Here is an 18,461-nt window from a genome sequence, read left to right on the forward strand (position 1 = left end):
AAATTCTTTATGTCATCTTGGCTTTGCTCTTGGTGGCCTTGGCCTCGTTGCCCATGATGGCGCACGCCCAAGGCATTCCCTTGGTCAACGTGACGGGCGCTGGCAAAGGCGGTCAGCAATACAGCATGAGCCTGCAATTGCTGGGCTTGATGACCACGCTCACGCTGTTGCCATCCATGTTGTTGATGATGACTTCGTTCGTGCGCATCATCATCGTGCTTTCCATCTTGCGCCAAGCCATTGGCACTGCGCAAACGCCGCCCAACACCGTGTTGGTGGGTTTGGCTTTGTTCTTGACCTTCTTCATCATGTCGCCCGTTTTTGAGACGGTTTACAAAGAAGCGATTGGCCCTTACATGAACGGCAACCTCGACTTTGACAAAGCCTTGGTCAAAGCCGAAGTGCCCGTGCGCGATTTCATGACCAAGCAAACCCGTGAAGACGACATTGCCATGTTCATGCAAATTTCGAATCGCCGTGAGTTGACGGACGCCACGCAAGTGCCGTTCACCACCTTGATGCCAGCGTTCATCACCTCTGAAATCAAAAGTGCGTTCACGATTGGTTTCTTGATCTACATCCCGTTTGTGGTGATTGACTTGATCGTCGCCAGCGTGTTGATGTCCATGGGCATGATGATGTTGTCGCCCATGATTATTTCGATGCCGATCAAGCTCATGCTGTTCGTGCTGATTGACGGTTGGACGCTGTTGATGGCTTCGTTGGCCAACAGCTTTGTGTTTTAAGGAGCCGCATCATGGATAGCGCAGCAGTTGTAGATTTAGCACGTCAAGCCCTGTGGATGACGATGATCATTTCAGGCCCCCTGTTGGGTGTGGGATTGATCGTCGGTTTGGTGGTCGGTATTTTTCAAGCCGCCACCTCCATCAACGAACAAACCTTGAGCTTCATTCCCAAAATTTTGGCTGTCGGCTTGACCATGTCACTGGCGGGCGGTTGGATGATCAACACCATGGTGGACTACACCAAGGGCATCTTCATTCGCATTCCTAGCTTGTTCATGTAACCACGCGCCACCATGAACGCCTCGCTCATTGAAATCCTAGACAAGTTTTTGGTCGTCATTTGGCCCATGCTTCGCTTGTCTGCGTTTCTGGCGTTCACGTCTATTTTTTCAGCGCGTGCCGTCAACATGCGCATTCGCATTTCTTTGGCGTTTGCGATGGCCTTTTTTGTGTCGCAACAAATTGAGATTCCCAAAATCGACCCGATCACCGCCGATGGTCTGATGGAAATCTCACGCCAAATCTTGATTGGTTTGACCATGGGCTTGGTGTTCCAAGTGGCCTCTGCGGCATTGGTGGTGGCCGGTCAAGCGATGTCGGGTTCTATGGGCTTGTCCATGGCTAACATGGTCGACCCCAACATGGGCAGCGTGCCTGTGTTGTCCCAGTTGTTCAACATCATGGGGACACTGATTTTCTTGGGCATGGGCGGGCACTTGATTGTGTTTAGTTTGGTGATGGAGTCGTTCAAGCTCATCCCGATTGGCCAAGCGTTTTTCAGCCAAGACATGCTGGGCAAGATGATCAACTGGAGCGCCATGATGTTTTTGGGCGCGTTGTTGATCGCGTTGCCCGTGATGATGACCTTGCTGTTCATCAACGTCGGTCTAGGCTTTGTGGCACGTGCCGCCCCTAGTTTGAATATTTTTACCGTGGGCTTTCCCGCGTTGATCTTGACGGGTTTCATCGTCATGATTTTTTCTATGGGCAACAACGTGGCCCGCATTGATTGGGTATGGACGCAGGCTTTCATGATGCTGCGTTCGTATTTGGGAGGCTGACGTGTCGGAAGAAAGCGGCCAAGACAAAACCGAAGAACCGACGGCGCAGCGGCTCAAGAAAGCCCGTGAAGACGGACAAATTGCACGTTCGCAAGAATTGGCCCCAGCGGCCATGATGGTGATCGCCACCCTATTCTTCAGCATGATGGGGCAGTACCTGTTCACCCGCATGAGTGACTTGTTCAAACATCAGTTGCAGTTTGACCGACGCATCACCGACAAACCCGAGTTGCTGCCCGCTATTTTTGGCAGTTCCGTGGTGGACGGCTTTTTGATTGTGTTGCCCTTGCTGGCGATTCTTTATGTGATCGCCGTGTTGTCAACAACTTTGGCGGGGGGCTTTATCTTCTCGCCCAAGATGATCATGCCCAAGTTCAGCAAGCTCAATCCCATGACCGGTTTGGCCCGCATGTTTGGCCCCGAAGCATTCATCAACCTGGGCAAGTCGCTGCTCAAGTTTTTGGTGGTGGGTGCCATCTTGTTGGTGTCGGTCATGAACAACTTGCAAGACCTCACACACATCTCGCAAATGGATTTGAATCTCGCCGTCAAAGTGGCTGGCACCATCATTGTGGATTCGTGTTTCTGGCTCAGCCTAGGTTTGGTTTTGGTCGCGTTGGTGGATGTGCCGTTGCAACGCCATCAGCTCAACAAGAAGCTGAAGATGACCAAGCAAGAGGTGCGTGACGAGATGAAAAACTCGGAAGGTAACCCCGAGGTCAAGGGCCAAATTCGCCGACGCCAACGCGAGATTTTGAACAACAAGATGATGGGCAAGGTCAAAGACGCAGACGTGGTCATCACCAACCCAACCCACTTCGCGGTGGCCTTGTCTTACGACCCCATGGGCGACGGTGCGCCGCTCTTGATTGCCAAGGGCGAAGATGGTTTGGCGGCCCGCATTCGTGAGGAAGCCAAAGAGCACAATGTTTATATTTTTGAGGCGCCTTTACTGGCTCGCGCCTTATACTTCACGACCAAGCTGGATCATCCGATTCCAGAGGCGCTGTACCACGCTGTTGCGCAGGTCATTGCCTATGTGTTCAGCCTGAACCAGTCTTATGGTCGTGGCCAGGAAGTGGTCAAACCATCGCCCTCCATTCCGGACGAAATGAAATTCGATTCGAATGGCGCTTTGATGAACTCTTAAGACCCAAGTTTGAGCCCGCATGACAGACATCTACCAAAGCCCCGGTGACCGGTTGCGATTTGAAATACTCCTGAAGTCATTGACCGAAGGCAGTATCAATCTCGCCGTGTTGAGTGACCACGATAGGGTGCTTGACTACTACGGCAGCTTGTTTGAAGAGCGTCTGCGTGCCAAAGGTGAAAACCACATCGAGTGGTGCAGCTCGACCAACTCTGAACGTCTGGTTCAAAAGTTCAACGAAATCCTGTCTGAAATCACGCTGGACCAAGCGCTGGAGAAAGACAAAAAGCACGCGCCGCGTCGCTTCTTGGTGTTCCGCGATTCCATCTTGATGCAAGACTTTGAGCTGCAACTCTTGGCGCGTTTGGTCAATGGTTTTCCAGCGGGCAACATCAGCGTGATTTTGCTCATCAACAGTGCTGGCAACCACCAAGGCAAGCTCGATGCCTTTGGCAAGAATTTGCTGAAATGGGACGTCGAAACCGAAGCCGGCGAACCCAAAAAACAACTCACCGATTGGGTCGCCACCACACCCGATCCTGAACCCACGTTGATTGAACCTTCCTTCTTGCCCGAGCCACCCACGCTCAGCGATGAAGTGATCCCCGTTTCAAAGCTGCTCAACCTCCCCACCAAAACCGCTTGGCGCGTGCCCGGCTTTGGCAAAAAGCAAGAGCCCCAGTTGGATGCAGAGCCGTTGCCCGCTTTTGTGCCAACGCCATTGCCTGTGCCGCCAACGCCGCCAGCGATGCCGGACAGCTCACGCGAACCCGCACTGACCACGCCTGCCCCCTTGGCTGCAGCGGCACCTGCGGCGACAGACGCTGACCTTTTCAAACGCCCTGTGCGCCGCTCGCGCGCGGGTTGGGTGCTGTTGGTGTTGCTCATGTCCATGGCCGCGTTTGGCTTCATGTACAAAGACTTGGTGCTTGAAGAGGCCGAGCTGCTGAAAAAATATTTGCTACGCGGCACCCCCGCTGTCGCCGCGCCTGATGAGGCCGCCAGCGCTGCGGCAGCCGCTGCTGCTGCAAGTGCCGAGGCTTTGGCCGCTGCCCAGCTCGCCGCCTCGGTGGCGAATGAAGCCGCACGCGTTGCCAGCCAAGCCGAGGAGATGGCTTCTGCCGCCAGTGCGACCGCATCGGTGGCTGCACCCGTGGCGGTGACCGCATCAGCCCCTGCGCCTGCTGCATCGGCTGAACCTAAGACATCAAAACCCACTGAAAAAGTCGTCGAAAAAGCAGAGGCCAAGCCAGACGCCAATTCAGATGAAGCTTGGGTCAAGCAACTGCCCGCCAACGGCTATGTGGTGCAGCTGGCGGCGATGGATACGACAGAAGACATGCGTAGCTTCCAGCGCAGCAATGCCGCCTATGCCAAGGCCCGCATCATGCGTGCGCGCCACAAAGACACGGGCAAGCGCTATGTCATTTTGGTGGCTGGGCCTTTTGAAACCAAGGCTCAAGCCGATGCTTTCATGCAGTCCAGCCCGTTGCTGGCCAAAGGTTGGTTGCGCAGCACCAAGTCAATGCAAACCCAATTCACAAAGCCCTGACGCGCACGCTAGGAACGAGCCTTATGAGCCAAGAACACGATAAAAGTATTCATTCTGAATCTGCTCCTTTTGAGCCCAGTTATCAGGTTGATTCGTTGCCCAAGATTTCGGTGCCCGATTTGCCAGACGACGCCGAAGGCCTGACCGCCGAAGCCTTGGCACAAGTGCCAACACTGACCGACCAAGTTGACGAGGCGCCGGGCAAAGACCTGGTGGACGGTGCGCCGGCGCCACGGGTGATGCCAGTGGTTCAGCCCGTGGATTCGACCCCCGACGCGGCCATGGCCGACGAGCCGGCCAGTCCAGCGCCTTCAGAACCCCCTCAAGACACGCCAGTTCAAGCCGATACATGGGTTGAAGAGCTGCACGTTCGCATGGGCAAGCTCACAGACGACATTCAAACACTCAATGTCCGGCTAGACCGACTTGATGAACAAAATAAGGCAAAGGCTTGAACATGGCTGAAGAACAAAACACCACGGAAGATGCGGCAGCGCCTGCCGAAGCCATCGTTGATGTCGAGACAACGGCTGATCGTTTGACCGAAATTGCTTCGCAATCGCTGGACACCAGCGAGGTGGCACGTCAGATTGAAGAGTTGACATCGGTGGTGCTTGACTCCGCCGAGGTGTCGACACGTTCTGCATCCATTGCGGCCGACGTGAGCGCCACCATGCGCGCTGTGGTGTCCAAGATTCAAGAGAACAACCGCCGCAACGTGATGCATTCGCGCATCATGCTGGGCGCTTTTTGCGCGTGTTTGCTGATTGCCATGGGTGTGTTCTTTGCCATCACCTTGAAGATGACCAAATCCATCAAAGAGCTCGACACCATGGTGTATGCCATGGCCAAGCGGGTGATTGAGGTGGATGCCAGCCTGACGGCCATTGGCAAAACCAACTCTGATTTTTCTGAAATTACTGAAAAACAAGAAGAAGTCATCACCACCCAAACCCAAGTGGCCAAACGCTTGGAAGAGATTGGCAAGAGCATGGCCGCCATGCCAGCAGTGGTGGCGGTGGAAGCCAACAAGTCCAGCGACCTCAAGTTCAAAGACATGCAAAAGCAGTTGACGGGTTTGGAGAGCAAGCTTCAGTCGTTTGACTCCAAGTTGCAGTCGGTGGCCGAGAAAGCATCTTCACGCGCACCAGCCCCTGCACCGGCTGCGTCGCAAGGCCCCAGCACACAAGTGTTGCTGACCGAAATTCAAAAAATTAAGTCTGACTTGAATGCCGCGGTGCAAGTGCGTGAACGCACGCAAACCGCAGCAGAAGCGACTGCGATCAAGAACATCGAGAAAACCGTAGACAAAGCAGCTGCGGCTGCAGGCGATGCACAGAAAGCGGCTGACAAAGCCGCCCAATCTGCCAAGGCCGCGGCTGATGCACAAAAGGCCGCTGCTGCGTCCGAGAAGGCCTCTGCGGCTGAGCGTTTGGCGCAACAAAAAGCAGCCGCTGAGCGTGCGGTGGCCATGCGCATGCAGCCTGAGAAGCCAGAAAAGTCAGCCGAGCAAATCGCTGCTGAACGTGCGGCCGCTGAAAGAGCTGCTGCCGCCCGTGCTGCCAAAGCTGCAGCCGACAAGGCTGCCGCAGACAAAGCCGCTGCCGCTGAACGTGCGGCTGAGAAAGCCCGCGCTGCTTCAGCTGCTGCCGCTGCGACTCAACCCGTCATCGTTCGCGAGAAGCCCATTCAATACCCACGCGCCGCGGATTGATCAAGCCATCAAGCGGGCTGAACTGCGAAGCTGTTGGCTCGGCTGAGTGGCCAGTCGCTGAACACGGCAGGCAACACGCTGACATCGCTTTGCAGCAGGGCATCCGGCGCGATGGTGTCCACCAACTCTGACAAATGCAGCGTTTGTGTTTCGCTCACGCGGCGCATGATGTGGCGCGGTGTGAAGTCGTGCGGTGTTTGCAAGCCCGAGGCTTCCATCAACTCTTGCAAGGCTTCCAGCGTGTGTGAATGGAAGTTGTGCACGCGCTCCGCTTTGCTAGGGACCACCAACGCCAGTTGACGTTTGGGGTCTTGGGTGGTGACGCCTGTGGGGCAGTTGCCGGTGTGACAGGTTTGCGCCTGAATACAACCCAATGCAAACATGAACCCGCGTGCGCTGTTGCACCAGTCGGCACCGAGGGCTAAGGTGCGTGCCATGTCAAAGGCGCTCACAATTTTGCCGCTGGCGCCCACGCGAATGGTGTCACGCAAGCCTGCGCCCACCAAGGTGTTGTGGACCAAGCGCAAGGCCTCTTGCAGGGGCATGCCCATGTGGTCAGAAAACTCCAACGGTGCAGCGCCTGTGCCGCCTTCAGCGCCATCGACCACGATGAAGTCGGGTTGAATGCCGCTTTCCAACATGCCTTTGACAATGGCAAACCATTCCCATGGATGACCAATGCACAGCTTGATGCCGACGGGTTTGCCGCCGCTCAAGGTGCGCAGTTGTTGGATGAAGGCCATCAACTCCAGTGGGGTTGAAAAGCTGCTGTGCGTGGCAGGCGACACGCAGTCTTGGCCCACCATCACACCGCGTGCTTCAGCAATTTCTTCGGTCACTTTGGGGCCGGGCAAGACGCCGCCGTGGCCGGGCTTGGCACCTTGGCTGAGCTTGATCTCCACCATCTTCACCTGCGGTGAGCTGACGTTTTCTACAAAACGCTCGGGGCTGAAATGACCCGACGCATCACGGCAACCAAAGTAGCCTGAGCCAATTTCCCAAATCAAATCGCCACCGTGTGTGCGGTGGTGTCGCGAGATGGAGCCTTCGCCGGTGTCGTGCGCAAAACCACCCAGCTTGGCGCCTTGGTTGAGGGCCAAGACCGCATTGGCGCTCAAGGCCCCAAAGCTCATGGCCGACACGTTGAACAGGCTGATGTCGTAGGGTTGTGTGCAGGCTTTGCCGCCCACTTTCACGCGAAAGTCGTGACCGGCCAACTTGGTGGGGGCGATGGAATGGTTGATCCACTCATACCCAATGGCGCGTACATCCAGCTGTGTGCCGAAGGGGCGTTTGTCTGAAGCGCCTTTGGCGCGCGAGTACACCAAGGTGCGTTGGGCGCGAGAGAAGGGCGAGGCCTCGGTTTCTGACTCTAAAAAGTATTGGCGAATTTCAGGTCGAATGGTTTCGAGCATGAAGCGCAAATGCCCAATGATGGGGTAGTTGCGCAAAATCGCGTGGTGCGATTGCTGCAAGTCGTACAAGCCGACGATGCTGAGCAGCAAAAACAGCGTGGGCCACCAACCGCTCAGGCCCATCACGCCTGCACCGAGCAACGTGAAGATCAGCAAAACCACCGAGGCCATGAACGCTGTGTAGCGCACTGGATAAATCTGATTGAGTTTGTCCAGCATGCGAGGTGCTCCTTGGGCTAAATGGTGTTTATCGTGGGTTCGTCAGTTTGGCAGCGAGTTTAGATTGCGCCAAGGCCGAAACTTCGGCGCGCAAGCGTGCAGAGGACAGTTGTTGGTCCGCGGCATGTTGCACATCAGAGAGGTGCGACAAGATCGTGCCGCGTAAATCGAGCAAGTCTTGGTCAAGCTTGTGCAGACGCTCTTGCAACTCGCGTTGCAAGGCCATGCGCTGGGTGAGCAAGTTCACTTCGGCCGCAATGGTGCGCCATGTTTGTGTCAGTTCATCGCTGGGAGCCACGCGCAATTGCTCAAACAACTCATGGATGAGCGGATCGAAGATGGGCGAGGTGTTCTCGCGCGCGTCTGGGGTTTCGGTCAGCGTTGGCACGTTTTCTGGCACAGCCGCTGGTTGCGTGTGAGACTGCAAGATCGCATTGACCTGGCCCCACCCCTCTTCAGGCGAGTACTGCTTGAGTCCTTTGAAGGACAAGAATTGTGGTTCGGAGCTCATTTACTCATCACACCCATGGACATGCGTTTGAGGAATTGCGGGATGCCCATCGACGCAATTTGCGTGGTCTGGGGCGCTTGTTTGGTGGGCATTTCGTCCGGACGGACTTTTTGCATGCGGTGGCGGCCCAGGATGGAGTATTGGCTAGACAGCGTGCTGGATGTGGCCAAAAAATTGTTGCGCTTCACACTTGCGGTCGGGCTATTGAATGCCGCGGCCGTGTTGCCGCGCATGGCGGGTTGTGTGATGCGGGTGCTGCTGGTGGTTTGGCGCATGCCTTGTGCGGATTCGCGCATGTCACGCGCCGCACACACCGATTGCCCAAACTCGTTGAACGACGCACCGCAGGCGTCTTGCAAGTCCATCAAATAGCCGCGCTCAAACATTTCGCGCGCGGTTTGCGCTTCCAAGATCGGGGGGGCGAGCATGAAGCTGACAGGAAAGCGCTGTTTCGAGAACACATCACTTTTGAGCTGATCTGCGTGCACGCGCGTCGGACAAACCAACAACGTGGGCGGTGTGTGGATGGCCGAGTCGAACACCCAGCGGTGACGGCTCAAGAAACCAGCCGTCGCAGCCAGTTCAATTTCAGAGACCGAGGTGGGGACGATCACCAAGTCGTATTCGAACATCAGCTCGCCTGCGATGGAGTCGGTCCAAGTCAAGTCGCAAATGACAACTTCTGTGCTGCTGGCTGCGCGGCGCAGGTGCAAGCGGGCATCCAAGATGGGGCGGTTGCCGCCTTGGTCGAGCGGCAAGATGTGGTGTTGCACCACCACGCCAATATTAGGGGCGCGTGTCAGCCAAGTGCTAGACGAACCGTGTGTGTCAAAGTCAATCATCGTGACCGTCTGGCCTTGGCGACGCAAATAAGCAGCCAAGTTTGCTGAAACGGTGCTTTTGCCCACGCCACCTTTTTGACTGGTGACCAAAATTTTGAATGTCGACATCTTTTTTATCCTTCGCGCTGGCGCTCAGCGCTGTATTTTTTTATGGAACACCCGTAATTTCTAACGGGGGGATTGAATTTACATGGGGGCCACCACACTGGTCAATGCGCCATTTAGCCGACAAATACAAGATAAATGGGGCACCTTTACCTGAATTGAATACTTTTAGGTTGATCCATATAATTAAAAGAATCAAAATTAAGAATATTACCTATGTTGTTGATTTTTAAAAAGAATATGCAAAGTGTCAAAAAAAACAACACTTCGGGCGGGAAGTGCCATCCGTTAAAATTGGAAGGTTAATTTCTACAAATTGAAAGTCCTCATGTCCAAACGCCTTTTTGCTCTCTTGTCCATCGTGTCAGTTGCTTTGTTGACTGCTTGCAGTTCAACCAAACTGGACAACGTGTCTGATGCCAAAGCATCTTCTTCGGTTGCTTCTGTGGCCGCCGATCACCTGAACCCCAACAGCCTGATCTCTAAAGAGCGCAGCGTGTACTTCGACTTTGATAAGTTTGATATCAAAGCTAACCAAGCTGCTGTGGTTGAGCGTCAAGGCAAATACTTGGCTGCCAACGCTGCTTTGAAAATTCGTGCCGAAGGCAATGCCGACGAGCGCGGTGGCCGCGAATACAACTTGGCTCTGGGCCAAAAGCGTGCTGAAGCTGTGGTGCGTGGTTTGAAAGCCTACGGCGTGAAAGACGGCCAAGTTGAACCCGTTAGCTTTGGCAGCGAAAAGCCTTTGGCCGCAGGTCATGACGAAGCTGCTTGGGCACAAAACCGCCGCGTTGACTTGGCTTACCCAAGCAAGTAACTCGTTGATTGATCGCTGCGGTTGATGCAACTCAACAGCGAAGTCATCACAACACCACCGCGGGCCTCGGCCACGGTGGTGTTGTTACGTGACGTTCCCCAAAAAGGCCTGGAGGTCTTTTTGCTGCGCCGCCACACGGCCTCGGCTGTGTTGGGTGGTGCTTATGTTTTTCCGGGTGGCAAATTAGACGAGGCCGATTGCACGCCTGATTTGCATACCCATCTCGACGCCTCGCCGCAAGCACTGCACAGTGCCTTGGGTGAGCCCGATTTAGATGTGCACACGGCCGCAGGTTTGTATGTAGCTGCCGTGCGCGAAGTGTTGGAAGAGTGTGGCGTGTTGTATGCCCGCTTGCACGACAGCCAAGCCTTGGCGCATGACGCTGCGCAACGCCAACATTGGCAACACGCACTGCATGGCGGTCAAGCGTTTGTCGACGTGTTGCAAAGTGCAGGTTTGCGTGTGGACACGCAGCACTTGGCACCTTGGTCGCGTTGGATCACGCCGCTGCAACCCTCAGTGACCAACAAGCGGTTTGACACCCGTTTTTTTATTGCGGTATTGCCGCCGGGGCAACACCCCATACACGACAACATCGAAGCCATCGACAGCGTGTGGCTCAGCCCGCGTGAGGCCTTGGACCGCTACTGGGCAGGCGATCTGCCGCTGGCGCCGCCACAAATCATGACCCTGGTGTCGTTGCTGTCACACAGTTGTACAACGGATGTGTTGAACTGTGCCAAACAGCAAACGCCTGCGTTGATTCTTCCTGAACCGTTTGATGACGAAGGCGTGCGCACCCTGTGCTACCCCGGTGACCCGCGTCACTCGGTGGCGCAACGTGCCATGCCTGGTCCTACCCGTTTGCGTTTTGTGGCGGGTCGTTTTGAGCCCGTCGGTGGTTTTGAGGATTTTTTATGAACCCGATGTCAGCCTTTGATTTAAAGGGCAAAAAAGGTTTGGTGCTCGGCCTTGCCAACGAGCACAGCATTGCATGGGGTTGTACGCGCCAAGCGCAGGCCATGGGTGCTGAGGTGGTGGCGTCTTGCTTGAACGACAAAGCACGTCCCTATGTTGAGCCGCTCACACAGCCGCTGGGCGTAGACCTGCAAACTTGCAACATCGAAACACCAGAAGATTTAGAAAAGCTGGTGGCCTACGCTGTAGCCAAACTGGGTCGCTTGGACTTTGTGATTCATTCAATTGCTTGGGCACCTTTGGCTGATTTGCATGGTCGCGTGGTGGACAGTTCCAGCACGGGCTTTGCACGGGCCATGGAGGTGTCGTGCCATTCGTTTGCGACGTTGGCCAAACTGTGTACCCCGCACATGACGCAAGGCGGCAGCATGGTCACCATGTCTTACCTAGGGGCGGATCAAGCTGTGCCGCACTATGGTCTGATGGGGCCGGTGAAGGCTGCTTTGGAATCGCTGGTGCGTTACATGGCGCAAGAGCTGGGCCCACAGGGTGTGCGCGTGCATGCCGTGTCGCCTGGCCCTATCCTCACGCGAGCAGCCTCGGGCATTGAAGCCTTTGATGCGCTCATGCAAAGCAACGTTGCCAAAGCGCCGCTGGGTCGGTTGGTGACCTTGGATGAAATTGCCAACCTCAGCACCTTTTTGTGTACCGATGCCGCCAGTGGCATGACAGGCCAAACGATTTATGTAGACGCCGGCAGCCACGCGGTTAACTGAAGAGCACCATGAACGACATCACCGAAACCACGAACGATCCCAACAACGAGTGGCTAGAAAACTACCCTTACGAGAACATCGTGTTGGGGCAGGCAGCGCGCATGGTGCGTACTTTGGCCTTGGCTGACATCCAAGCGTTCGCCGCGGTGTCGGGCGACATCAACCCCGCACACCTGAACCCTGAGTACGCCAATGCCACCTTGTTTCATGGCGTGATTGGCCACGGCATGTGGGGCGGTGCTTTGATCAGCAGTTTGTTGGGCACGGTGTTTCCAGGCCCAGGCACGATTTACCTAGAACAAAACCTGCACTTCAGTCGCCCCGTGCGCGTTGGCGACACCTTGAACGTGACCGTCACTTGCACGGCCAAAAACGACGAGAAGAAAACCCTGGATCTTGACTGCTTGTTGGTGAACCAAAAAGGCGAGCGTGTGCTTTATGGCATTGCGCGTGTCATGGCCCCGACCGAAAAGTTGCGCATGCCCCGTGTACATGCGCCACACATCAGCTTGTTCGATCCTGAGCAACGTCACGCTAACTTGTTGGCCTTGGGCGCCAAGCTTGAGCCTGTGCGTTGCGGTGTGGTGCATCCGTGTGATGCAGATTCGTTGCAAGGTGCCATGGATGCGCATCACGCAAGTTTGATTCATGCGGTGCTCATTGCCCCAGAGAAAAAATTGCGCGCTGTGGCCGCAGAAGCCGGCATTGATTTGACAGGCATCGAGGTGATCGATGTCGAGCACAGCCACGCGGCGGCTGAGTTGGCTGCGCAAATGGCGGCAGACAAAAAGCTAGAAGCTTTGATGAAAGGCAGCTTGCACACCGATGAGTTGATTCATGCTGTGGTGTCGCAAAAAGGTTTGCGCACAGGCCGACGCATGTCGCATGTGTTTCGCTTTGAGGCGCCCATGTACCCCAAGCCGCTGTACATCACCGATGCCGCGCTGAACATCGCGCCGACCTTGGCCGAGAAAGCCGACATCGTGCAAAACGCCATTTTGTTTGCGCAAATCATGGGTGTTGATCAGCCGAAGGTGGCCATTTTGTCGGCGGTGGAAACCGTCAACCCCAGCATTCCCTCCACGATTGATGCGGCTGCTTTGTGCAAGATGGCGGACCGTGGCCAAATCAAAGGTGGCTTGCTCGATGGCCCGCTGGCCTTTGACAACGCCGTGTCCACACACGCGGCCGAAATCAAACACATCGCCTCTGCGGTGGCCGGCCACGCCGACATCTTGGTCGCCCCTGATTTGGAGTCGGGCAACATGATGGCCAAGCAACTGGAATACCTCGCGGGCGCTTCTGGCGCTGGCGTGGTGTTGGGTGCGCGCGTGCCAATTGCGTTGACCAGCCGTGCAGATTCTGCCGCCACGCGCAGTGCTTCTGCGCTGTTGGCCAAGCTGATTGCGCACCACAACCGCACACATTCGGCATGAGCATTCTGTCCGTCAATGCGGGCTCGTCTAGCCTCAAGTTTGCGCTGTACCCCATTGAAGGTGCGGGCATTGGTGAGGCCGAAGTCACTGGCAACATCGAAGGCTTAGAGCCATCGGGTCAGCCGCGCATCAGCTTTTGCGCGACGGGCCAAAACAAAGAATCAGCCGCTGTGGCGGTGAAGCCTGCGCAAGATGTGTTTGACGCAGCGCTCGACACCCTCAAGGGCTTGTTGGCCGCACGATTTGCGCATTTGAAAGTGCAAGCCATTGCCCATCGGGTGGTGCACGGTGGCAGCTATTTTTCGAGCAGCGTGCGCGTCACATCTGATGTGCTGACGCAGCTGGCCTCGCTCAATGCCTTGGCACCTTTGCACCAGCCGCATAACTTGGCGGGTATTGAGGCGTTTGCCGAATCGTTTCCAGACGTTGCGCAGATCGCTTGTTTTGACACCGCGTTTCATCGCACGCTGTCGCCACTCGAAACCACGTTTGCCATTGACCGCCAGCTCACCGCGCAAGGCGTGCGCCGCTATGGCTTTCATGGGCTTTCGTACCAATACGTGGCGCAAGTTCTCCAGCGTGAATCCCCCCGTTCCGCGGGCCGCACGGTCATGGCGCATTTGGGCAACGGTGCCAGTGTGTGCGCCACCACGCAGCACCAAAGTCGCGCCACCACCATGGGCTTCTCGGCTTTAGACGGCTTGATGATGGGCACGCGCAGCGGCGCGCTCGACCCCGGTGTGTTGCTGTATTTGATGGAGCAAGGCTGGGGGCACGACCAAATTCAAAAGCTGCTCTACAAACAAAGCGGCTTGTTGGGTGTGTCGGGCGAGAGTGCCGACATGCGCACCTTGCGTGCGTCAAGTGCAGCAGGCTCTGCGGCTGCACGTTTTGCCACCGATTTGTTTGCACACCGTGTGGTGCGCGAAGTGGGGGCGCTGAGCGCCTGTATTGGGGGCCTTGACGTGCTGGCCTTCACCGGCGGCATTGGTGAGCACGATGCCGTGCTGCGTCAACAGGTGTGCGATGCCTTGGCCTACATGGGTGTGCACATCGACGCAGCAAGCAACGCCCAAGCCACAGGCGACAGCACGGCCTCTATTCACGCCGACAATAGTGCGACTGAAGTGTGGGTGGTCCCCACCGACGAAGGCCGCGTGGCCGCGCAAGACGCTTTGGCGTTTCTCTAAGAACTGAATTGAAGGAATCGCGTGAACATCAAAGACGCCATGAGTTGCTTCACCACCGGTGTGACGGTGGTGACGGCGCACACCCAAGGCCAAGACTGGGGCATGACGTGCAACTCGTTCAACACCGTGTCGCTAGACCCCGCCATGGTGTTGTGGAGCGTGCGCAAAAGCTCGCTCAGCCACGAAGCCTTTGTCAACGCGGGTGGCTACATGGTCAACGTGTTGGGGGCTCAGCAAAAAGACGTGGCGCTGAAGTTTGCGCAAGGCACACAGCAAGAACGCTTTGCAGACCAAAGCCTAGTGCGTGGCATCCACCAGCATCCGCGTTTAGACGGCGTGATTGCTTGGTTTGATTGCCGCATTGCCCAAGTGGTGTCGGCTGGCGACCATGACATCTTGATCGGCGAAGTGCTCGACTTCGGTGTGCAAGCTGGCCATGGCTTGGCTTATGCACAGCGCAGCTTTGGCGTGCTTTCGCCTCTGGAAGACTAAGCCCCCGTATGGACATCGTTGTTGCCTGGGCCTTCATCCTTGGCGTGATGTGTTCAATCTCTTTGCTGATTGGTGCCTTGATTGGCATTTATTTCAAGATACCCAAACGCATTGTTGGCTTGATGGCGGCGTTTGGTGCCGGTGCGTTGCTGTCAGCCTTGGCCATTGAATTGGTGGCGCCATCTATTGATGCTTTCATGCAGGCCAGCACGGCTGAAATCCGCGCTCGCGAAGTCCGCAATTTTTTCCACCTCGTTGCGGGTGCGTTTGTGGGCGGCATTATTTTTGTCCTGCTTGACTGGGTGCTGATTGAGCACGGTGGCTACTTGCGCAAAACCGCGTTTCTGATTTCTAAAATCATGCACGAGCGGGCCCACTTGCCCCAGCACCACACCCAGCCTTTGCCCACGGGCGAAGATTTAGAGAAAAAACACGCCTCGCACGACAACGCAGCCGTCGCCATTTGGTTGGGTAACTTGCTCGATGGCTTACCTGAGAGCTTTGTGGTGGGTACGGTGCTGATGGCTACGGTGACGGCCAGCGGCCATGCGGGCACGCCCGTGGTGTTTTGGGAGGTGTTGCCGTACACCTTGTTGGCAGGTTTGTTCTTGTCTAACTTGCCTGAAGCCTTGTCGAGCTCGGCGCAAATGCGTCTGCAGGGCATGAGCGTGCAACGCATTTTGACCATGTGGCTCTCTTTGGTGCTGATGACAGGCGTGGCGGCTGCGCTAGGCGCCGTCATGGGGGAATGGGTACCGCACAACGCCATGGTCTTCATCGAAGGCTTGGCCGCTGGAGCCATGCTCACCATGATTTGTGCAGCCATGCTGCCCGAAGCCACGCATTTGGCACCGCCCAACTGGGTCGGTTTGGCCACTCTGAGCGGCTTCTTTTCAGCGCTCTTGTTCAAGGTACTCGAGTAAAGCCGCATGCAAATTGGTTTACAATGCTGCCTTGATTCGGTGGTATAGCTCAGTTGGTTAGAGCGCAGCATTCATAATGCTGATGTCGCAGGTTCAAATCCCGCTACCACCACCAAATAAAAACCCACAGTTTTGCGACTGTGGGTTTTTTGTTGTCTGCATTTCTTCATGAGGCTACCCGCGAAGGTGTACACCCTCCGATAGATTGACCGCAGAGTGCCCGGACTGAAAAATGCAAAGAACATTTCAGTGAAAGGTGCCACACATGACATCCCGCCAGGCCATCCTCGTGGCCAACTCATACGTCGCTCGGTTATTTGAACGTAGCAGTGTGCAATTGCCTTGGGCCGAAACACGAGATTGGTTGCATTCTGAGAGCCGCATGCGGGCACAAGACATCGAGCGTGCGCCATTAGGACATTCGTTGGCTGGCCGTGCGGGTTTGGCGCCCCACACCGATGTTCGGCATCGCGAACGTACGGCATTTGCGCACGACTTAGCCATTGACTTGAAGCAAGCATTGGCCACGGATCAATGGGGCGCGTTAGAAATTTTTGCATCCGATCCTTTTTTGGGCGAGTTGCTGGCGCAGTTGAGCCCAGATGTGAAGGCCACCGTGCGCGCCACGCACGCGCTGGACTGGACCACCTTGTCTGCACATGAGATTGAAGAGCGCAGGCGCAAGGCATTCAAGGTTCAACGTTCGCTATGAAGATATGGATGGCAGAGCTTGAGCGAATCGAGATGGATGGTTTGACGCTGGAGGGGCTTTTGTCGCTGCCACCAGATGCCAAAGGCTTGGTGCTGTTCGCGCACGGCAGCGGCAGCAGTCGGCATAGCCCGCGTAACAACTTTGTTGCCAAGGTGTTGTGCGACCACGGCGTGGGCACGTTGCTCCTGGATTTACTCACGCCAGAAGAGGAACAAGATGCTTCCGCTCGTTTTGACATTCAATTGCTGAGCGAGCGCTTGGTGGGGGCGACGCGCTGGGTACGGCATCAGTCATACACCAAACATTTGCCCATTGGCTACTTTGGGGCCAGCACGGGGGCGGCGGCTGCCTTGCGTGCTGCGGCCAGTTTGGCACCTTTGGTGCAGGCGGTGGTGTCACGCGGTGGGCGGCCTGACCTTGCGGGCGCGCGTGTCTTGGCTCAGGTCGATTGCCCCACCTTGTTGTTGGTGGGTAGCTTGGATGAGGAGGTGTTAGCGCTCAACCGACAGGCGGCGCTTCTCATGCAATGCGATGTTCATCTGACCGTTGTACCTGGCGCAACGCATTTGTTTGAAGAGCCGGGCACACTAGAGGCGGTGGCCCGACATGCCGCCCAATGGTTCGAGCGGCATTTGCGAATCAAGCATTGAAGGGGAAGACTCAAACTAGCACATGGTGCTTGCCGACAAGGTGAACGCTGCTGGCTTGTAGCCCCTCATCGCCAATCTCTTCCACGTAGTAGACCGGTGTGCCGATCTGCAATGTGTCTAAGTCATCGCCAATCAAACTGTTGCGGTGAAAGTAAAGCCATCGGCCATCTGCAGACGCAATGCGCCCGAATGTCTTGTCTGGCGAAATTTCGGTGATGTGGCCATGCGGCTTTTCTTCGTGGTGTTTGACAAGTCCTTTTTGGTGGCGCACCAAGTCTTCGAGTTGTCGACGCATGGCCTTGAACGCATCGCGCAACGATACATACACATCGGTGTGAGCATGGTTCAAAGCGGGTTCGCGTCCAGCGATCAGTTCGTGGCCAGGCACCTTCAGATCAATGCGCACATGAAAGTGATTGCCCTGGTGGTGGTGCTTGTGCAGCTGTTCGACCATCACTCGGCAGCTGTTGATCGAAGGGTAGAACTGCCCTAGCTTCTGAACTTTTTCACGAATCTTGGTCTCTAGCGCTTCGGAGCTGTCCACGTGACGGAAACTGATTTGAAGGGGAATAGATTTTGGGAATGTCATGCGCTAATTCTGAAGCGCCAACGTGCAGGCGTCTGTTCGATGCCTCACACGTCCCCATTCCTTTGAGCCTTGTCAGGGCTTGATGTGGCGAAACGATTTCACGGTTCGGATTGCCAAACTCGCACAGGCCAGCACAAGCACCGTGCCAAACCAATCGCCGACAGCCATGACCAATGCGCTGGTGATCACGCTGTCAGTCTGACCTGTCCCAAAAAACCAAAGCTGGTGAAGGAGGCCGTTGGTCAAGGCAAAGAGCACCGTGAGTTTGAAAAAGGCTTTGCTATTCAGACCCGTCAGTCCTGTGCTGAGCTGAAAGAAACGGATGGCGATGAAGCGTGCCAAGTAGGGCGAACCACCAGAGATCAGCGCGGTCCCTAGATTGAACACATGGGCATCAGGCGCGCCAAACATGTAGTTGATGGCGATAGAACCCAGCACGATGCCCAGTGCCCCCATGTGCGTCAGCACCAGCACAAACAACAGGCGCAAACCACTGGGGAGGTAGAGCCAGTTGACGCCTTGAGAAAACTCAAACCATTCGAAGTAATGGCCGTTCAGTTGGTAGGCGTAAAAATAAGCAACAGCACATGCTAAGCTGACGATGGCTTGGCTTTCAATGCTGAGTTTTTCTGACGACTGCATC

Annotated in this window: 21 protein-coding genes and 1 tRNA gene; 17 read left to right on the plus strand and 5 right to left on the minus strand. The window is 55.9% G+C overall.

Going from position 1 to position 18,461, the window contains the following annotated elements:
- Positions 1-53: 53 nt before the first annotated feature.
- The 7 genes from fliP to QMG15_RS02445 are packed head-to-tail and all read left to right on the plus strand — an operon-like array spanning position 54 to position 6,223.
- The gene (gene fliP, locus QMG15_RS02415; protein ID WP_348773329.1) at positions 54-746 is read left to right on the plus strand and encodes a flagellar type III secretion system pore protein FliP; all 693 of its coding nucleotides are present in this window, start codon (positions 54-56) and stop codon (positions 744-746) included.
- 11 nt (positions 747-757) lie between these two features.
- Positions 758-1,027: a flagellar biosynthesis protein FliQ gene (fliQ, locus tag QMG15_RS02420; protein WP_108359681.1), complete on the plus strand. Its 270-nt coding sequence runs from the start codon at positions 758-760 to the stop codon at positions 1,025-1,027.
- Between the two features lie 12 nt (positions 1,028-1,039).
- Complete coding sequence (fliR, locus tag QMG15_RS02425; RefSeq protein WP_281789316.1) at positions 1,040-1,807, plus strand: flagellar biosynthetic protein FliR; 768 nt, start codon at positions 1,040-1,042, stop codon at positions 1,805-1,807.
- A gap of 1 nt (position 1,808) precedes the next feature.
- Positions 1,809-2,957 (plus strand): flagellar biosynthesis protein FlhB, encoded by a 1,149-nt coding sequence (flhB, locus tag QMG15_RS02430; protein ID WP_281789317.1) that lies wholly within the window; start codon positions 1,809-1,811, stop codon positions 2,955-2,957.
- A 19-nt stretch (positions 2,958-2,976) separates the two neighbouring features.
- Positions 2,977-4,509, plus strand: coding sequence for an SPOR domain-containing protein (locus tag QMG15_RS02435; protein WP_281789318.1), 1,533 nt, complete (start codon positions 2,977-2,979; stop codon positions 4,507-4,509).
- 23 nt (positions 4,510-4,532) lie between these two features.
- Positions 4,533-4,964 carry a hypothetical protein gene (locus QMG15_RS02440; RefSeq protein WP_281789319.1) on the plus strand — a complete coding sequence of 144 codons (432 nt, stop codon included), beginning with the start codon at positions 4,533-4,535 and terminating at the stop codon, positions 4,962-4,964.
- Positions 4,965-4,966: 2 nt separating this feature from the next.
- Positions 4,967-6,223: a hypothetical protein gene (locus QMG15_RS02445; RefSeq protein ID WP_281789320.1), complete on the plus strand. Its 1,257-nt coding sequence runs from the start codon at positions 4,967-4,969 to the stop codon at positions 6,221-6,223.
- Between the two features lie 8 nt (positions 6,224-6,231).
- Here QMG15_RS02445 and QMG15_RS02450 read toward each other — a convergent pair whose 3' ends face one another.
- Genes QMG15_RS02450 through QMG15_RS02460 form a run of 3 tightly spaced genes read right to left on the minus strand, consistent with a single transcriptional unit; the run spans position 6,232 to position 9,318 of the window.
- Positions 6,232-7,857, minus strand: a complete 1,626-nt coding sequence (locus QMG15_RS02450; protein ID WP_281789321.1) for an FMN-binding glutamate synthase family protein — start codon at positions 7,855-7,857, stop codon at positions 6,232-6,234.
- 28 nt (positions 7,858-7,885) lie between these two features.
- A complete protein-coding gene (locus tag QMG15_RS02455) occupies positions 7,886-8,368 on the minus strand; it encodes a hypothetical protein (protein WP_281789322.1) in 483 nt (160 codons plus the stop codon).
- A complete protein-coding gene (locus QMG15_RS02460; protein ID WP_281789323.1) occupies positions 8,365-9,318 on the minus strand; it encodes a ParA family protein in 954 nt (317 codons plus the stop codon). Before QMG15_RS02460 ends, QMG15_RS02455 begins: the two co-directional genes overlap by 4 nt.
- A 325-nt stretch (positions 9,319-9,643) precedes the next feature.
- Between QMG15_RS02460 and pal the strand changes: the two genes are divergently transcribed.
- The 10 genes from pal (at position 9,644) to QMG15_RS02510 (ending at position 17,229) form a co-directional block, all read left to right on the plus strand.
- Positions 9,644-10,132 carry a peptidoglycan-associated lipoprotein Pal gene (gene pal / locus QMG15_RS02465; protein WP_108359672.1) on the plus strand — a complete coding sequence of 163 codons (489 nt, stop codon included), beginning with the start codon at positions 9,644-9,646 and terminating at the stop codon, positions 10,130-10,132.
- Between the two features lie 24 nt (positions 10,133-10,156).
- Positions 10,157-11,053 carry an NUDIX hydrolase gene (locus tag QMG15_RS02470; protein WP_281789324.1) on the plus strand — a complete coding sequence of 299 codons (897 nt, stop codon included), beginning with the start codon at positions 10,157-10,159 and terminating at the stop codon, positions 11,051-11,053.
- A 5-nt stretch (positions 11,054-11,058) separates the two neighbouring features.
- The gene (gene fabI, locus QMG15_RS02475) at positions 11,059-11,826 is read left to right on the plus strand and encodes an enoyl-ACP reductase FabI (RefSeq protein ID WP_281790061.1); all 768 of its coding nucleotides are present in this window, start codon (positions 11,059-11,061) and stop codon (positions 11,824-11,826) included.
- Between the two features lie 8 nt (positions 11,827-11,834).
- A complete protein-coding gene (locus QMG15_RS02480; protein ID WP_281789325.1) occupies positions 11,835-13,262 on the plus strand; it encodes a bifunctional enoyl-CoA hydratase/phosphate acetyltransferase in 1,428 nt (475 codons plus the stop codon).
- Positions 13,259-14,452 carry an acetate/propionate family kinase gene (locus QMG15_RS02485; protein WP_281789327.1) on the plus strand — a complete coding sequence of 398 codons (1,194 nt, stop codon included), beginning with the start codon at positions 13,259-13,261 and terminating at the stop codon, positions 14,450-14,452. The genes QMG15_RS02480 and QMG15_RS02485 overlap by 4 nt, the downstream gene beginning before the upstream one ends.
- A 21-nt stretch (positions 14,453-14,473) precedes the next feature.
- Entirely contained in the window at positions 14,474-14,944 is a 471-nt protein-coding gene (locus QMG15_RS02490) for a flavin reductase family protein (RefSeq protein WP_281789328.1), read from the plus strand.
- An 8-nt stretch (positions 14,945-14,952) separates the two neighbouring features.
- Positions 14,953-15,867: a hypothetical protein gene (locus QMG15_RS02495; protein ID WP_281789329.1), complete on the plus strand. Its 915-nt coding sequence runs from the start codon at positions 14,953-14,955 to the stop codon at positions 15,865-15,867.
- A gap of 38 nt (positions 15,868-15,905) precedes the next feature.
- Positions 15,906-15,982: transfer RNA gene (locus QMG15_RS02500), tRNA-Met, on the plus strand.
- A 150-nt stretch (positions 15,983-16,132) separates the two neighbouring features.
- Complete coding sequence (locus QMG15_RS02505; protein WP_281789330.1) at positions 16,133-16,579, plus strand: host attachment protein; 447 nt, start codon at positions 16,133-16,135, stop codon at positions 16,577-16,579.
- 8 nt (positions 16,580-16,587) lie between these two features.
- Positions 16,588-17,229 carry a dienelactone hydrolase family protein gene (locus tag QMG15_RS02510; RefSeq protein ID WP_281789331.1) on the plus strand — a complete coding sequence of 214 codons (642 nt, stop codon included), beginning with the start codon at positions 16,588-16,590 and terminating at the stop codon, positions 17,227-17,229.
- 10 nt (positions 17,230-17,239) lie between these two features.
- On the opposite strand, the gene QMG15_RS02515 is transcribed toward QMG15_RS02510, so the two are convergent.
- Complete coding sequence (locus QMG15_RS02515) at positions 17,240-17,818, minus strand: HPF/RaiA family ribosome-associated protein (RefSeq protein ID WP_281789332.1); 579 nt, start codon at positions 17,816-17,818, stop codon at positions 17,240-17,242.
- Positions 17,819-17,890: 72 nt separating this feature from the next.
- Positions 17,891-18,460, minus strand: a complete 570-nt coding sequence (locus QMG15_RS02520) for a hypothetical protein (RefSeq protein ID WP_281789333.1) — start codon at positions 18,458-18,460, stop codon at positions 17,891-17,893.
- Between the last annotated feature and the right edge of the window lies 1 nt (position 18,461).

The organism is Limnohabitans sp. INBF002 (genome assembly GCF_027924905.1).
Classification (GTDB): domain Bacteria; phylum Pseudomonadota; class Gammaproteobacteria; order Burkholderiales; family Burkholderiaceae_C; genus Limnohabitans.

Coding starts and splice junctions, on each gene's coding strand:
- QMG15_RS02495 (WP_281789329.1), top strand. CDS start 14,953: ATGGACATCGTTGTTGCCTGGGCCTTCATCCTTGGCGTGATGTGTTCA.
- QMG15_RS02450 (WP_281789321.1), bottom strand. CDS start 7,857: ATGCTGGACAAACTCAATCAGATTTATCCAGTGCGCTACACAGCGTTC.
- QMG15_RS02455 (WP_281789322.1), bottom strand. CDS start 8,368: ATGAGCTCCGAACCACAATTCTTGTCCTTCAAAGGACTCAAGCAGTAC.
- QMG15_RS02480 (WP_281789325.1), top strand. CDS start 11,835: ATGAACGACATCACCGAAACCACGAACGATCCCAACAACGAGTGGCTA.
- QMG15_RS02460 (WP_281789323.1), bottom strand. CDS start 9,318: ATGTCGACATTCAAAATTTTGGTCACCAGTCAAAAAGGTGGCGTGGGC.
- QMG15_RS02485 (WP_281789327.1), top strand. CDS start 13,259: ATGAGCATTCTGTCCGTCAATGCGGGCTCGTCTAGCCTCAAGTTTGCG.
- fliQ (WP_108359681.1), top strand. CDS start 758: ATGGATAGCGCAGCAGTTGTAGATTTAGCACGTCAAGCCCTGTGGATG.
- fabI (WP_281790061.1), top strand. CDS start 11,059: ATGTCAGCCTTTGATTTAAAGGGCAAAAAAGGTTTGGTGCTCGGCCTT.
- pal (WP_108359672.1), top strand. CDS start 9,644: ATGTCCAAACGCCTTTTTGCTCTCTTGTCCATCGTGTCAGTTGCTTTG.
- QMG15_RS02440 (WP_281789319.1), top strand. CDS start 4,533: ATGAGCCAAGAACACGATAAAAGTATTCATTCTGAATCTGCTCCTTTT.
- fliP (WP_348773329.1), top strand. CDS start 54: ATGATGGCGCACGCCCAAGGCATTCCCTTGGTCAACGTGACGGGCGCT.
- QMG15_RS02445 (WP_281789320.1), top strand. CDS start 4,967: ATGGCTGAAGAACAAAACACCACGGAAGATGCGGCAGCGCCTGCCGAA.
- QMG15_RS02510 (WP_281789331.1), top strand. CDS start 16,588: ATGGCAGAGCTTGAGCGAATCGAGATGGATGGTTTGACGCTGGAGGGG.
- QMG15_RS02515 (WP_281789332.1), bottom strand. CDS start 17,818: ATGACATTCCCAAAATCTATTCCCCTTCAAATCAGTTTCCGTCACGTG.
- QMG15_RS02470 (WP_281789324.1), top strand. CDS start 10,157: ATGCAACTCAACAGCGAAGTCATCACAACACCACCGCGGGCCTCGGCC.
- QMG15_RS02520 (WP_281789333.1), bottom strand. CDS start 18,460: ATGCAGTCGTCAGAAAAACTCAGCATTGAAAGCCAAGCCATCGTCAGC.
- fliR (WP_281789316.1), top strand. CDS start 1,040: ATGAACGCCTCGCTCATTGAAATCCTAGACAAGTTTTTGGTCGTCATT.
- QMG15_RS02505 (WP_281789330.1), top strand. CDS start 16,133: ATGACATCCCGCCAGGCCATCCTCGTGGCCAACTCATACGTCGCTCGG.
- QMG15_RS02435 (WP_281789318.1), top strand. CDS start 2,977: ATGACAGACATCTACCAAAGCCCCGGTGACCGGTTGCGATTTGAAATA.